This is a genomic window from Chryseobacterium sp. NG-CE01, assembly GCF_055695505.1.
Window position 1 is genome coordinate 1059294 of sequence record NZ_CM146369.1, and the last position, 14892, is coordinate 1074185.

General features: G+C 37.8%; 13 protein-coding genes. All 13 read left to right on the forward strand.

Annotated elements, in window-relative coordinates:
• Nucleotides 1-6 precede the first annotated feature (6 nt).
• The 13 genes from ACYT6F_RS05160 to ACYT6F_RS05220 all read left to right on the forward strand — a co-directional run bounded on the left by ACYT6F_RS05160 (nt 7) and on the right by ACYT6F_RS05220 (nt 14582).
• The gene (locus tag ACYT6F_RS05160; RefSeq protein ID WP_472600181.1) at nt 7-1467 is read left to right on the forward strand and encodes a UDP-N-acetylmuramoyl-L-alanyl-D-glutamate--2,6-diaminopimelate ligase; all 1461 of its coding nucleotides are present in this window, start codon (nt 7-9) and stop codon (nt 1465-1467) included.
• A 27-nt stretch (nt 1468-1494) separates the two neighbouring features.
• The gene (locus ACYT6F_RS05165) at nt 1495-1863 is read left to right on the forward strand and encodes a four helix bundle protein (RefSeq protein WP_472600182.1); all 369 of its coding nucleotides are present in this window, start codon (nt 1495-1497) and stop codon (nt 1861-1863) included.
• A gap of 48 nt (nt 1864-1911) precedes the next feature.
• Nucleotides 1912-3153 carry a phospho-N-acetylmuramoyl-pentapeptide-transferase gene (gene mraY, locus ACYT6F_RS05170; RefSeq protein ID WP_169231589.1) on the forward strand — a complete coding sequence of 414 codons (1242 nt, stop codon included), beginning with the start codon at nt 1912-1914 and terminating at the stop codon, nt 3151-3153.
• 72 nt (nt 3154-3225) lie between these two features.
• Nucleotides 3226-4551, forward strand: coding sequence for a UDP-N-acetylmuramoyl-L-alanine--D-glutamate ligase (gene murD / locus ACYT6F_RS05175; protein WP_472600183.1), 1326 nt, complete (start codon nt 3226-3228; stop codon nt 4549-4551).
• A gap of 52 nt (nt 4552-4603) precedes the next feature.
• Nucleotides 4604-5842, forward strand: a complete 1239-nt coding sequence (locus ACYT6F_RS05180; RefSeq protein WP_472600184.1) for an FtsW/RodA/SpoVE family cell cycle protein — start codon at nt 4604-4606, stop codon at nt 5840-5842.
• A gap of 76 nt (nt 5843-5918) precedes the next feature.
• A complete protein-coding gene (murG, locus tag ACYT6F_RS05185; RefSeq protein WP_472600185.1) occupies nt 5919-7040 on the forward strand; it encodes an undecaprenyldiphospho-muramoylpentapeptide beta-N-acetylglucosaminyltransferase in 1122 nt (373 codons plus the stop codon).
• Nucleotides 7040-7696 carry a hypothetical protein gene (locus tag ACYT6F_RS05190; RefSeq protein WP_472600186.1) on the forward strand — a complete coding sequence of 219 codons (657 nt, stop codon included), beginning with the start codon at nt 7040-7042 and terminating at the stop codon, nt 7694-7696. Before murG ends, ACYT6F_RS05190 begins: the two co-directional genes overlap by 1 nt.
• A 2-nt stretch (nt 7697-7698) precedes the next feature.
• Nucleotides 7699-9057, forward strand: a complete 1359-nt coding sequence (gene murC / locus ACYT6F_RS05195) for a UDP-N-acetylmuramate--L-alanine ligase (RefSeq protein WP_472600187.1) — start codon at nt 7699-7701, stop codon at nt 9055-9057.
• A 117-nt stretch (nt 9058-9174) separates the two neighbouring features.
• Nucleotides 9175-9552, forward strand: coding sequence for a GxxExxY protein (locus ACYT6F_RS05200; protein ID WP_472600188.1), 378 nt, complete (start codon nt 9175-9177; stop codon nt 9550-9552).
• Nucleotides 9553-9697: 145 nt separating this feature from the next.
• Nucleotides 9698-10654, forward strand: a complete 957-nt coding sequence (locus tag ACYT6F_RS05205; RefSeq protein WP_472600189.1) for a cell division protein FtsQ/DivIB — start codon at nt 9698-9700, stop codon at nt 10652-10654.
• Nucleotides 10655-10677: 23 nt separating this feature from the next.
• Entirely contained in the window at nt 10678-12066 is a 1389-nt protein-coding gene (gene ftsA, locus ACYT6F_RS05210; protein ID WP_472600190.1) for a cell division protein FtsA, read from the forward strand.
• A gap of 84 nt (nt 12067-12150) precedes the next feature.
• On the forward strand, nt 12151-14046 hold the full coding sequence (gene ftsZ, locus ACYT6F_RS05215) for a cell division protein FtsZ (protein WP_472600191.1): 1896 nt from the start codon (nt 12151-12153) through the stop codon (nt 14044-14046).
• A gap of 89 nt (nt 14047-14135) precedes the next feature.
• Nucleotides 14136-14582 (forward strand): GatB/YqeY domain-containing protein, encoded by a 447-nt coding sequence (locus ACYT6F_RS05220; protein ID WP_472600192.1) that lies wholly within the window; start codon nt 14136-14138, stop codon nt 14580-14582.
• Nucleotides 14583-14892: the final 310 nt, after the last annotated feature.

The following is a 14892-nucleotide window of genomic DNA, read 5'->3' on the forward strand; positions in this document are numbered from 1 at the left end:
GAAAACATGCAATTAGTTGAATTATTAAAAAGAATACCGGTTCTGGAAATTCATGGTGATGACAGCCGTGAAATTTCACAATTGGTTTTCGACAGCAGAAAGGTTACGGATAACTCTTTGTATATTGCAATGAGAGGAACCGTTGTAGATGGACATTCATTTATTGCATCATCTGTTGAAAAAGGCGCAAAAGCTATTGTTTGTGAAGAATTCCCTGAAAATCCTGATGAAAATGTAACCTATGTTAAAGTAAAAGATTCTTCTAAAGCATTAGGGCACTTGGCTTCTAATTTCTATGGGAATCCTTCAGAAAAATTAAAATTAATTGGTGTTACAGGAACCAACGGAAAAACATCTGTTTCGACCCTTCTTTTTGATATTTTCAAAAATTTAGGCTATGATTCAGCATTGCTTTCCACAGTGGAAATAAGAATTGCGGATCAGATCATTCCTGCAACTCATACAACACCGGATATTATCACTATTAATAAAATTTTAGCTCAGGCAGTTGAAGAAGGCTGTGAATTTGCTTTCATGGAAGTAAGCTCTCACGGTATTGCCCAAAACAGGATTGAAGGTCTCCATTTTAAAATCGCCGGATTTACCAATCTTACCCATGATCATCTTGATTATCATAAAACCTTTGATGAGTACCTAAAAACAAAAAAGAGATTTTTTGATGAGCTGGATGCAACCGCCGTTGCCATCACCAATATTGATGATAAAAACGGGAATGTCATGCTTCAAAACACAAAGGCGGCAAAAAAGTCTTATGCTTTGAAAACCATGGCAGGTTATCACGGAAGATTATTGGAAGTTGATTTTAACGGCATGCTGCTGAATTTTAACGGAAAAGAATTCTGGACAACACTAACGGGAAAGTTTAATGTTTATAATTTATTACTTGTTTTCGGGATTGCTTCAGAGCTTGGTTTTGAGCAGGAAGAAATCCTGCAGGCCATCAGTCAGCTAAAAAGGGTTTCCGGAAGGTTTGAAACTTTCAAATCAGATGGTGGAATCATTTTTATCGTAGATTATGCTCACACTCCGGATGCTCTGGAGAACATTCTTGACAGTATCAACGATATCAGGACAAAAAACGAGAGATTAATCACCGTTTTCGGATGCGGAGGCGATAGAGACCATGCTAAAAGACCGGAAATGGGAAATATTGCCACTAAAAAATCCACATTAGCGATTATCACCTCAGACAACCCGCGAACGGAAGATCCGGCAGCCATTATAAAAGAAATTGAAGCAGGCGTTGAACCTCAGAACTTCAGCAAATACACTTCGATTCCTGACAGAAAAGAAGCCATCAAAATGGCCATAAAATTTGCAGAACCGAAAGATATTGTTCTCGTAGCCGGAAAAGGCCATGAAACCTATCAGGAGATTAATGGTGTAAAACATCATTTTGACGACAAGGAAACGATCAATGAGCTTTGGAAATTAATGAGTAAGTAAATATAAACGATTATTGATAATTGATTAATGATGGAAAATAATTACAACCAGATTTTTGCTAAAAGAACAAAAACTTTAGCAATAAATATAATTAATAGTTTATCGGATTTGGCATATTCTGATAAAGTATCAGTAATCAGAAAACAAATATTCCGTTCGGCAGGTTCTGTTGCAGCTAATTATAGAGCAATGTGCAGAGCCAGATCAGACAAAGAAAAATATGCTAAAATCTGCATAGTTGTAGAGGAAGCAGATGAAACAGTATTTTGGTTGGAAGTAATTCAGGAAGTTAATATAGCTTCAAAAGTAATGATAGATGAACTTATCAATGAGTCTTTAGAGATTTTGAAAGTGACATCAACTTATAAGAACAAATTAAAGAGTAAGATTATTTAATATCCGTCAGATATCAATCATCAATTATCAAACATCAATAATTAAAAAATGCTATACTATCTATACGAATATTTAACCAACCACGGAATCCATGTCCCCGGACTTGGATTGTTGAAATACATCTCTTTCCGAGCGGGAATGGCGGTGCTCTTTTCATTAACGATAGCTCTTATTTTTGGAAAAAGAATCATTAACTATCTGAGAGCAAAACAGATGGGCGAACTGGTTCGTGATCTTGGTTTGGACGGCCAAAAACAGAAAGAAGGAACTCCCACCATGGGAGGGCTTATTATCATTCTGGCAACGCTGATTCCTGTATTGCTGTTTACAAAAATCACCAATATTTATATTGTTCTTCTCATCGTTTCAGTACTTTGGATGGGTGCCATCGGTTTCCTCGATGATTACCTGAAAAAAATAAAAAAGAACAAAGACGGCCTCAGTGGCAAATTCAAAATCGTAGGCCAGGTGGGATTGGGTCTGATTGTAGGTGTTACGATGTACTTTCACCCTGATATTACCGTAAAAAGAAAATATCTGGACGCTAAAGTCGTAAACCGGAACAATGTAGAGCAAAACTTCATGCCGACAGAAAAAATTGCCGTTTCCACCGTTCCTTTTGCAAAAAATAATGAATTCGACTACAGTGGAATTTTGTTTTGGATGAATGATAAAGATGCTCACGAATGGGCATGGGTTGTTTTCATCCCTATTGTAATTTTCATCGTGACAGCCGTTTCAAACGGTGCCAATATTACTGATGGAATAGACGGTCTGGCTGCAGGAACCAGTACCGTTATTTTACTTACCTTAGGTTTGTTCGCTTATCTTTCGGGAAACATCATATTCGCTGATTATCTGAATATTATGTTTCTCCCTAACATGGGTGAAACTACCATTTTTGTGGTCGCCATGGTGGGAGCCGTAATCGGTTTCTTCTGGTACAATACCTATCCTGCCCAGGTTTTCATGGGAGATACAGGAAGTTTAATGTTGGGAGGAGTTATTGCCGTCTTAGCCATTATCTTAAGAAAAGAACTCATGATTCCCGTACTGTGCGGAATCTTTTTAATTGAAAACCTTTCCGTTATGCTTCAGGTAATTGTTTTCAAATACAGAAAAAGAAAATACGGGCTGGAATATGCCCAAAACAATAGATTATTTAGGATGTCACCTCTTCACCATCATTATCAGAAAGGCGGTTTTCATGAAAGCAAAATCGTTAACAGAATGATAATTATCGGTGTTATGCTGGCAATTGTATGTCTCATTACATTGAAGATGAGATAAGAAGTTAATTTAAAATTGAATGATTTTAGAATTTTAAAATTAGAGAATCATCAATCATTAAATCAAAAAAATATGAAAATAGTTGTTTTAGGAGGAGGAGAAAGCGGTTGCGGTGCTGCTTATTTGGCTAAAAAACAAGGGCTGGAAGTTTTTCTTTCAGACCAGGGAACTATTAAAGAGCACTATAAGCAGTTTCTTACGGATAATGAAATTGAATTTGAAGAAGAAAACCATAATGAAGAAAGAATCCTGAACGCGGATTGGATTGTAAAAAGCCCGGGAATTCCCAAAAAGGCAGATATCATCCATAAAATCCATGAAAAAGGGATCAGACTTTCATCGGAAATTGAATTCGCCTCGGAATTTACCGATGCCAAAATCATCGCGATTACCGGAAGCAACGGGAAAACAACCACGACCTCGCTGATCTATTACATCCTGAAAAACGACGGACTCAATGTTGGTCTTGGGGGAAACATCGGGTACAGTTTTGCCAAGCAGGTTGCCGATGAAAACTATGAATATTATGTATTGGAAGTAAGCTCGTTCCAGCTGGATGATATTCAGAATTTCAGACCGTATATTTCTTTATTGCTGAATTTGTCACAGGATCACCTGGATCAGTACAATTATAACTATGAAGAATATGCACTGGCCAAATTCAGAATTACGGAAAATCAGGAAAATGACAATTTCTTCATCTACAATAAAGATGATGAAATGAGCAAAAATATCCTTGAAAAACTGGAGGTTAAGGCGAAAATGATTCCTTTTTCCACCAAAGAGAAACTGTCTGAAGGAGGTTTTGTTGATGATGAAAATATTGTGGTTAAAATGAAAGAAAAATTCTCAATGAAAATCGAGGAATTATCTCTTTTGGGAAACCATAACGTTGCCAACAGCCTTGCCGCATCCATTGCAGGTAAAATACTGGAAATCAATAACGAAAGTATTAGAAATTCACTAATGACATTTCAGGCCGTAGAACACCGACTGGAATTTGTTACAGAAATTGAAGGAGTAAAATACATCAACGACAGTAAGGCAACTAACGTCAACGCAACCTATTACGCTTTGGAAAGCATGAAGAACCCAACCGTATGGATTGTTGGAGGCGTAGATAAAGGAAATGACTATACCGAAATTGAAGATTTAGTCAAAAGAAAAGTAAAAGCAATTGTATGCTTAGGAATTGATAATGAGAAAATTATAAACTTCTTTAAAGACAAGAAAGAATTTATTTACGATACATCAAGTATGGAAGAAGCGGTAAAAATTTCAAAATCGCTCGCTAAAAAAGGCGATACGGTTTTACTCTCACCATGCTGCGCAAGCTTTGATTTATTTAAAAGCTACGAAGACAGAGGTCAGCAATTTAAAGAACAGGTATTAAAATAAATAGAGTCCCAAAAACTCCCTCTCCCTTGGAGAGGGTTGGGGTGAGGATATTATGAACGAACAAGACACAGAAAACAGATTTGAATTCCTGAAGGGCGATAAAGTACTTTGGATGGTCATCCTTGTGATCTCCATTTTCTCTATTTTCCCTGTATATTCTGCAAGCTCAAATCTGGAATATATTGTAAACAACGGGACTACAACAGGTCACGTGATCAAGCATATGTTCTTCGTAGTCTTGGGTCTTGCCATCATGAGAGTGGTAGGAATGGTAAAATATGAATACATCGGAAAACTCAGCAGCATTTTGCTGGGCTTAATGATCATTCTGCTGATTGTCACCATGTTTACCGGACAAACCATTGATGGAGCCAGTGCTTCAAGATGGCTTAAAATTCCGGGAACACCGATTTCGTTTCAGCCGTCCTCCTTTGCGTTTCTTATGCTGGTCATCTATCTCTGCAGATATTTAACCAAAAAAATAACCAGAGAAAGGCTTCCCATTGAGAATATCATGTACATCTTCGGACCCATTCTGCTTGTCTTCGTTCTTGTTGCAAAAGATAACGGATCTACAGCATTAATGATCTTAATGGTTTCGGTTATTGTCTTAATTATAGGGCAGCTTCACTGGAAGTATATTGCAGGATTCATCTCCGCATCCTTTATTGCGATTGTTTTGTTTCTGATTATTGCTTTAAATACAAATCTCATCGGCGGGAACCGGGTACACACCTGGATGAGCCGTATTGAAACATTTACTTCAAGCAAAGCCAAATCGGCTGATGTAGACGATGAAAGTGTAAAAGCCAAAAACTATCAGGTGATGCAGGCTAAAGCAGCTATTGTTCACGGTGGGATAACAGGAATGGGGCCCGGAAAAAGCGCATTAAAACAAATGCTTCCGCAGTCTGCCTCCGACTTTATTTTTGCGGTAATTGTTGAAGAATATGGGGTAATCGGTGCAGCCTTTCTGATCAGTATGTATTTAATTATGATGATCAGGATTGTAATGATTGCCAGTAAAATGCCGGCATTTTTCGGATCGTTGCTCGTGCTCAGTCTCGGGGTAATGATTTTTATTCAGCTTTCCGTAAATATTGCGGTAGCCGTTAATCTGATCCCGGTAACCGGTCAGCCGTTGCCACTGATCAGCTATGGAGGAACATCCATGCTGGTAACCTATTTACAGTTGGGAATAATTTTAAATATAAGCTCACGAATCCAGATTTATGATGAAGAAGGACTGGGCAAAAAACAAAGCATTGCCGAAATAAACGATATTGCTTAAATAAAAGAGTTAGAAGGAAAGACATAATTAGGGATAGGATGCAAATCCTGTCAAATTTAAAATAGATAAAATAAAAATGGACAATCAATCATTTAATAGCCAGAAGCCGAGAGCCATCCGCGTTTTATTATCCGGAGGCGGAACAGGAGGACACATCTTCCCGGCCATTGCTATTGCAGACGAAATCAAAAAAAGATTTCCGGATGCAGAATTTTTGTTCATTGGGGCCAACGGCAAAATGGAAATGGAAAAAGTTCCTCAGGCCGGCTACAAAATAGAAGGGATTGATATTGCCGGAATTAATCGGGGAAATATGTTTTCCAATTTAGGATTGCCTTTTAAGATTTTAAAAAGTTTATCTAAATCTAAAAAAATCATTAAAAATTTCGCTCCCGATTTCGCGATAGGAACAGGTGGTTTTGCAAGCGGACCGGCATTATATGAAGCCAGTAAACTGGGGATTCCGATTTTTATTCAGGAACAGAATGCACACGCAGGTATAACGAATAAAATTTTAAGTAAAAAAGCAAAAGCAGTATTTACAGCCTATCCTAAAGTAGATGGCTTTCCGGCAGATAAAATACACTTTCTGGGTAATCCTATCCGCGAAAATATTGTTTCGGGAATGCAGCAAACAGCCCAGGCAAAAGAAAAAATGGGTCTTGATAAAGATAAACTGACAATTTTGTCAGTCGGTGGCTCTCTAGGTTCAAGAACATTAAATAACGGATGGAAAGAAAATCTTGAAAACCTGAAGAAAAAAGGTTATCAATTGATCTGGCAGACCGGAAAACTGGATTACGCAGAACTTTCCTCAAGCCTGCAGCCTCCCGCTTCCATTCAGATCAAAGAATTCATTAAAGATATGGAAACAGCATATTCTGCGGCAGATGTTATTGTTTCCAGAGCGGGTGCCATTGCCATTTCAGAGCTGGCAGTAGCACAGAAACCTGTTTTGCTGGTTCCTTTTCCCTTTGCGGCAGAGGACCATCAGACAAAAAATGCGATGAATCTGGTGGAAAAGAATGCCGCGAAAATGGTAAAAGACTCTGAAATGCAGCAAAAATTCTGGAATACCCTTTCGGAAATCTGCACAAATGAAAATATTAGAAAAGAAATGTCTCAGAATCTGCAATATTTCGCAAAGCCAAATGCAGCTAAAGAAATTGTAGATGAGATTTTAAAAATAATTGAATAATGTCAGCCACACTTTCTACATATAGAAAATTTATTTATAAGGATGATGCTTTAGAATTAATTAAAATTCTTGAAGTTAATCATATTGATTATGAATTGGCCGACAATTCCTCCAGATTAGATTCAAGCTTTGGAGCAGATGTCAACAATCAGGAATTTGAATTAAAAATCCAGAAAGAGGATTTTAATAAAGTTGAAGAATTAGAGGAAAAGCTTGTAGAAAATGATGTGCAAAATGTTGAAAGAGATTATTATCTTTTTGAATATTCTGATGAGGAGCTTATCGAAATTATACTAAAGAAGGAAGAGTGGAGCAAATTTGATTACTTGCTGGCTCAGAAAATTTTAAAAGAAAGAGGAAAAGAAATTAGTCCGGAAATTCTCACGGTTATTTCAAAACAAAGGTTAGAGGAATTATCAAAAGAAGCTGAAGTTCCGAAACTGTGGTTTTATTTAGGATATTTCTTTGCATTTATTGGAGGCTTTTTAGGTATTATAATAGGATATACCATAATGTCTTACAAGAGAAATTTATCAAACGGAGAATCTGCTTATGTCTATAAGGAAGAAGACCGAAAACAAGGTAGGAATATATTAATCTGTTCAATAATCGGAGTTATTTTTTGGATTGTTGTCAGATATTTAAACAAATATTAAAAATGAACATTTTAAATACATATCAGAATTTTTACTTCGTGGGTATCGGAGGTATCGGGATGAGCGCTCTGGCACGGTATTTCCATGCTTCGGGCAAAAACGTGTATGGTTATGATAAAACCAACACCAAGCTTACCCAGACTCTTATGAACGAAGGAATCGATATTGTTTTTGATGATCATATTGACCAAAAAATTACCTCCCTTCAGAAAGATGATACGTTGGTAATATATACACCTGCCATTAAGGTTTTGGGAATTCTGGATTATTTTAACGATAATAAGTTTGAAGTTCTTAAACGTGCAAAAGTATTGGGATTGATTACAGAAAATACCGACTGTATCGCTGTTGCCGGCACACACGGAAAGACAACAACCTCTACCTTGGTTTCACATTTGTGCAAAGAAGCAGATCTGCCGTTTTCATGCTTTTTGGGCGGAATTTCCGAAAATTTCAGATCAAACTTCCTGTATAACGGGACTCAATATTCTGTCGTTGAAGCAGACGAATATGACCGAAGTTTTCTGAATCTCTCTCCGGATTGGGCAGTTATCACCTCCACCGATGCAGACCATCTGGATATTTATGGTGACAAAAACACCATTGAAGAAGGATTCAGACAGTTTGCCGCATTGGTTCCGGACGATAAACAGCTTTTTGTAAGAAAAGGGATTGACATCGGAAGGCCACACCTCACCTATGCTGTAAATGAAGAAGCAGATTATTATTCGAATAACCTGCGTATGGAGAATGATACAATTTATTTTGATTTTCATACTCCGGAAGAAACAGTAAAAGATTTTGCCTGGGAAATTCCGGGAATTCATAATGTGGAAAATGCGACCGTGGCGTTGGCAATCCTTCATAATCTGGGAGTCGATTTTGAAACTTTAAAAAAAGCAATTGCCAATTTTAAAGGCATTAAAAGAAGATATACCAAACACAGATATGAGAACGGTAAAATCTATATCGATGATTACGCTCACCACCCGACTGAAATCAACGCGGTAATGAGCTCAATCAGAACTTTTTACCCGGAAAAGAAACTGCTGGTCGTTTTCCAGCCGCACCTGTTCAGCAGAACAAGAGATTTTGCTGATGGTTTTGCAGAAAGCCTTAGTAAGGCCGATGAATTAATCCTGCTTGATATTTATCCGGCAAGAGAACTTCAGGAAAATTTTGAAGGAATTACTTCAGACTGGCTCCTGGAAAAAGTGACTTCAGATAAAAAGGAAGTTTCAACATTAAGTGATGCTTTCAGTAAAATAAAAGAAAAAGAATTTGACATCCTTCTGACGGTAGGCGCAGGGAATATTGATACGCTGTATGATCCTGTTTGTGAGTGGATGAGTAAATATTAATTTAATAAACGCAATGAGCGCAAAGGAAATTTATATAATCCGCATAAAGTTGTTCGCAAAGGCGTTTCACTCAGCAAATGATAGCTGAAAATATCATTTTAGAATAAAACACAAAAGATGACAGAAAATGAAATATCAAACATAGTTTTTGATGCAGGGATGAAAGTGCATCGTAAACTTGGAATAGGACTCTATGAAAATGTATATGAGCAATGCTTAATTTACGAATTGAAAAATAGTGGACTTAGCATTGAGAGTCAAAAAGATATCAGTATCAATTATGAAGGTTTGATCATCGAGAAAGCATTCAGAACGGATTTGCTGATCGATAATAAAGTAATTATAGAAATAAAAGCAGTTCCGGAAATTAATAAATATCATTTTTTCCAGCTTCTAAATTACTTAAGAATAACAGAGATAAAGTTGGGTATGATTTTAAATTTTCATTCCACCTTATTTAAAAACGGAGTAAAAAGAGCAGTAAATAAATTATAAAAGCTTGGTTTAAACAGCACAAATAAAGGATAAGATAGTAAATATTTTCAGCTATCATTTGCTGAGTGAAACGCCCTCGCGAACAAAAAAGTAACAAATAATACTAAAAACAAACCTTGCGAGCTTAGCGTTAAAAAATTTAAAAATGAAAAATAAATACAGAATATTAAAAATTGCCGTCACAGTAATCATTCTAGGATTTCTGCTGAGTTTCTCATTGAAGAAATTTAGTGGCCAGAAGATTACGGACAATAAGATTTCTGTAAAAATGAGCGAGAAAACGCCGGTTTACTTTATTGATGAAAAAGACATTCGGGAAATTGTAAAAAAAGAAAATCCTTCCGGAAAAGTGGGGGATCTTAATATTCCTGCTCTGGAAAAAAAGATCAATGCCCTTCCTGCCGTAGACAGCGCTAATGTATATCTTAATCTGAACGGGAAGCTCAACTTAGACATCAAACAAAGGGTTCCTGTTTTCAGGCTGAATAAGGACGGACGCGATTTCTATGTGGATGAAAAAGGCATAGAATTTCCTATTTCTAAAACATATTCTCATCCCTGCATGCTGGTAACGGGAGATGTGCAGAAAGATGAATATCAGAAGCTTGCAGAACTTGTGGAGAAAATTGATAAAGACGAATTCAGCAAAAAATACTTTATCGGCATCTCTAAAGATAAAGGAGACTACAACCTTCTCACCAGCGAAGGGAACTATAAAGTTGAAATCGGAGATCTGGACAATATTGAATTTAAGGTAAAAGGCTTTAAAACATTTGTGGAAAAATATCTTGTTTATCAGGATCCTGAAAAATACAAAATGGTGTCGGTGAAATATCAGAACCAGATAGTCACCACTTTAAATCCTTATTTTAAAGAAAATGACAGCATTCTGAATGTAAGAAATAAAGAACTGGCAAAAGCTTCATTAGTTCCCGTAAATAAAACCAATGATAAGCCAAAGCCAAATGATATAAAAAAGACTAACAAACCAACCTCCTCTTCATTAAAACCAAAAACAGTAAAGCCAAAGGAAACAAAAAAAACAGAGAAGAAATCTACGGCAGTAAAGCCGAAAACAAAGGCGAAAATTAAAATAGAATAAAAAAATCAAATCGATATAAACAAATGGAAAATCAAGAGTATTCAGTAGGTCTGGACATCGGGACGACAAAAATTGTCGCGATTGTCGGAAGGAGGAATGCACACGGGAAAATAGAAGTTCTCGGTGTAGGGAAGGCTAAGAGTCTTGGTGTTCACAAAGGTATTGTGAATAATATTTCACAGACCATTAATTCAATCAAGGCTGCTGTGTCTGAAGCACAGTCCAGCGCAGGGGTTCCTATCCGTAAAGTAACGGTAGGAATTGCAGGAAAACACATCCGTTCTCTGCAGCACTCCGATTATATTATGCGTGAACATCCTGACAAATTCATTACAGATGATGACATTGAAGCATTGAAAGATCAGGTCAAGAAGCTGGTCATGCTTCCCGGTGAAGAAATTATCCACGTACTTCCTCAGGAATATAAGGTAGACTCCGAAGGAGAAATCCAGGAGCCTGTAGGCATGCACGGAAAACGTCTGGAAGCCAACTTTCACGTTGTGGTAGGTCAGATGGGAAGCATCCGTAACATCGCACGATGTGTACGCGAGGCGGGACTCGAAATGGAAGCTCTTACCCTGGAACCACTGGCATCTTCAGAAGCCGTACTAACCAAAGAAGAAAAAGAAGCAGGAGTAGCCATCGTAGACATCGGAGGCGGAACTACCGACATCGCTATTTTTAAAGACAATATTATTCGTCACACCTGTGTAATACCTTACGGTGGCGGTATCATTACGGAAGATATTAAAGAAGGCTGTTCTATCATCGAAAAGCATGCAGAACAGCTAAAAGTAAAATTCGGTTCTGCAGTTCCGGAGCTTGAAAAAGACAGTACCTACGTAACCATTCCTGGGCTTCACGGCAGACCGGATAAAGAGATTTCACTCAAAACTTTGGCACAGATTATTAATGCCAGAGTAGAAGAAATCCTGGAAATGGTGAATACGGAACTTAAAGCGTACGGTGCATTCGAACAGAAGAAAAAACTTATTGCAGGAATCGTGCTTACAGGAGGCGGATCCAACCTTAAGCATCTGCGTCAGCTGGCGAACTATACCACAGGATTTGACAGCAGAATCGGTTTTGCCAACGAATACATAGCGAATGATAAAAATCAGTATCTTAAAGGACCTGAATTTGCAACTTCCATCGGGTTATTAATGGAAAGTTTAAAGATCAGGGATAAAAAACAGAATGCTGAACTCCAGGAACCTGAACAGCCTGCCGAAACGAAAGCCGAAACGCAGTCTCCCGCAGCAGAAACGACTCAGGAGAACATCGTACAGCAGCCTGAAATTGTACAACCTGAGCATACGGTAAGCGAGCAGCAGTCCAAAAGAGCAGCAAAACTGACTTTCGGGCAGTCGCTCATGGAAAAAGTAAAAAAATTCTTTGAAGAAGTAGAATAAAATATAAATGATAAAATGATAAGCGATAATGATCTTTTCCTTGTCATTGATCATCAATCAATTATCAATTATAAAAGTATAGTTATGGAAAATATAGGGACACAGGGGTTTTCATTTGATTTGCCAAAAGGAAATTCATCAATAATAAAAGTGATTGGTGTTGGAGGTGGCGGAAACAACGCACTGAAACACATGTACGAAAAAGGAATTCACGGGGTAGACTTCGTGATCTGCAATACAGATGCTCAGACTTTGGATAATAATCCGGTTGCCAATAAAGTGCAGTTAGGAACAACGATTACAGAAGGTCTCGGAGCAGGCGCCGATCCTGAAGTAGGAGAAAAATCTGCAATTGAAAGCATCGAGGATATCAAAGCGGCTATGGGCCAGAATACAAAAATGGTATTTATCACTGCCGGAATGGGTGGCGGTACAGGTACCGGTGCTGCTCCCGTAATTGCCAAAGTGGCAAAAGATATGGGAATCCTTACGGTAGGGATCGTTACCGTTCCTTTCAGTTTCGAAGGAAAAAGAAGATTGGAGCAGGCGGAAAACGGACTTGATAAATTAAGAAATAACGTAGATTCCCTGATCGTTATTAATAATGATAAATTAAGACAGCAGTTCGGAAATCTTGGTTTCAAACAGGGATTCTCAAAAGCAGATGAGGTATTGACAAATGCTGCCAAAGGAATGGCCGAAGTAATTACCGGATACTTTGATGTAAATATTGACTTTAGAGATGCTAAATCCGTGCTTCAGAACTCAGGAACGGCACTGATGTCTACCGGTGTTGCTTCAGGTGAAAATAAAGCCGAAGAAGCCGTTAAAAAAGCATTGGATTCTCCATTGTTGAATGATAATAAAATTACCGGCGCTAAAAACGTTCTTTTATTGATCCGAAGTGGTGTGGAAGAAGTAACGATGGACGAGATCGGGGTAATTATGGATCATATCCAGAAAGAAGCCGGAAATACCGCAGATATTATCTTCGGGGTGGGTTCTGATGAAGAACTTGGAGATTCTGTAAGCGTTCTTGTAATCGCCACAGGTTTTTCCAATGATAATAAAAAATTTTCCGGGCCTACAGAGAAAATCAAGATCAGTCTGAACGACAGCTTTGATACACCGAAAGAATCTCCATTCAAAACAAGACAGGAAAGAGAAGACGCACCCGAGCAGTCTTACGATTTTGGAGGAAAAAGCCTTTTCAGACTTGATGACGAAGATAATGATGCTCCATTCTTCAGTTCATCTTCTGAAAAAAAAATGATCATTGAAGAAGAACCTGCCAGAACTGAAATAAAATTCACTGACAGAGAGGAAGATACGGTTCATACCCCGGAACACAACTGGAGAAACGAAGAAGAAGAATCTTTCAGCCTGTTTTCTCTTGATGAAGAACCAGAAGATCCGAATGATCTTGAAATAGAGTCTTTCAAATTTGATTTTGATCAGAAAAAAGAAGAGCCACAAGCAGGAAACGCTTCAGGCAGATCGTATTCTGAAGAAAAACCTGTTGAGTTCAGCTTTTTTGTAAATGAATCAAAAAATACAGATCCGAAATCTGATTTCGGGCCGAAAGCGGAATTTACTTCTTCAACAGAGGTAAACCAGCTAACGGAAGAGCCTCTTCAGAAAGTTGAGCATTTCTTTCAGCATCTAAAAGAAGAACCTGTTGCAGAAACTCAACCTGAAACACAATCTCCGAAACCCGCAGAAGAAGAGTTCACCTTCGTGAATAAAACGGTTGATCAGGAAAGAGTAATGGAACGCAGAAATAAATTGAAAGAGTTTAATTCTCGTTACCAGAGTTTCGACAGTTCCAGCGAGTTTGAATCGGTTCCTGCATTTAAAAGAAAGAACATCTCTATTGAAGGAACCAATGCTTCAGAACAGAATATCAACACGTATCTGTCTGAAAACAATGGAAACATGCAGATCAGAGAAAACAGATTTTTGAATAAAGACGTAGATTAATTGCTACCGGCGATTGGCTTCTTGAAAATGGCTCTAAAGTCAGCTTTAAGAGCCAGCAGCTAATTGCCAGCAGCTAAATGCCAAATAAAATGAGCTTAGAAAACACCATAAATGAAGCAATAAAAACGGCTATGAGAGCGAAAGACAAAGTTGCTTTGGACTCTCTTCGTGCCGTAAAATCTCAAATATTATTGCTTAAAACAGAAGCCAGAGGGGCAGAAGTTACCGCAGAGCAGGAAATTGCCATTCTTCAGAGAATGGTAAAGCAGCGTAAAGATTCTTCCGAGCAGTTTACTGCACAGGGAAGAAATGATCTTGCGGAAGTAGAGGAAGCCCAGATGAAAGTAATTGAGCAGTTTCTTCCCAAACAGCTCTCTGCAGAAGAACTGGAAACAGAAATGAAAAACATTATCGCCGAAACCGGTGCCGAATCCATGAAAGATTTGGGGAAAGTCATGGGAATAGCATCAAAGTCCTTAGCCGGAAAATCCGACGGAAAAAGTATTTCCGAGATGGCTAAAAGGCTGCTTTCCTAGTTGTTGGTTGAATGTTGCTTGTTGATAGGCTTTATAACCATCAACTAATAACCAAAAACCATCAGCAATTTATAAGGATATTCAACCTTTGCATATCGATTTGATTAAGAAGCCCGGAACTTTTCAGTTCCGGGCTTCATTTATTTTTTCTCCTTAGTAAGGGCTCAATCTTAAGTAGAAATTGAACCAATAATGTTGAGGGAAGATCTAAAATACTTTTTTCATGGTATTGTTTTCAGAATCTATCCCAAAGATAAATATTTTTTTAGTTAATTTCATAAAAACAAGTGTTACATTTTAACCCAATTAA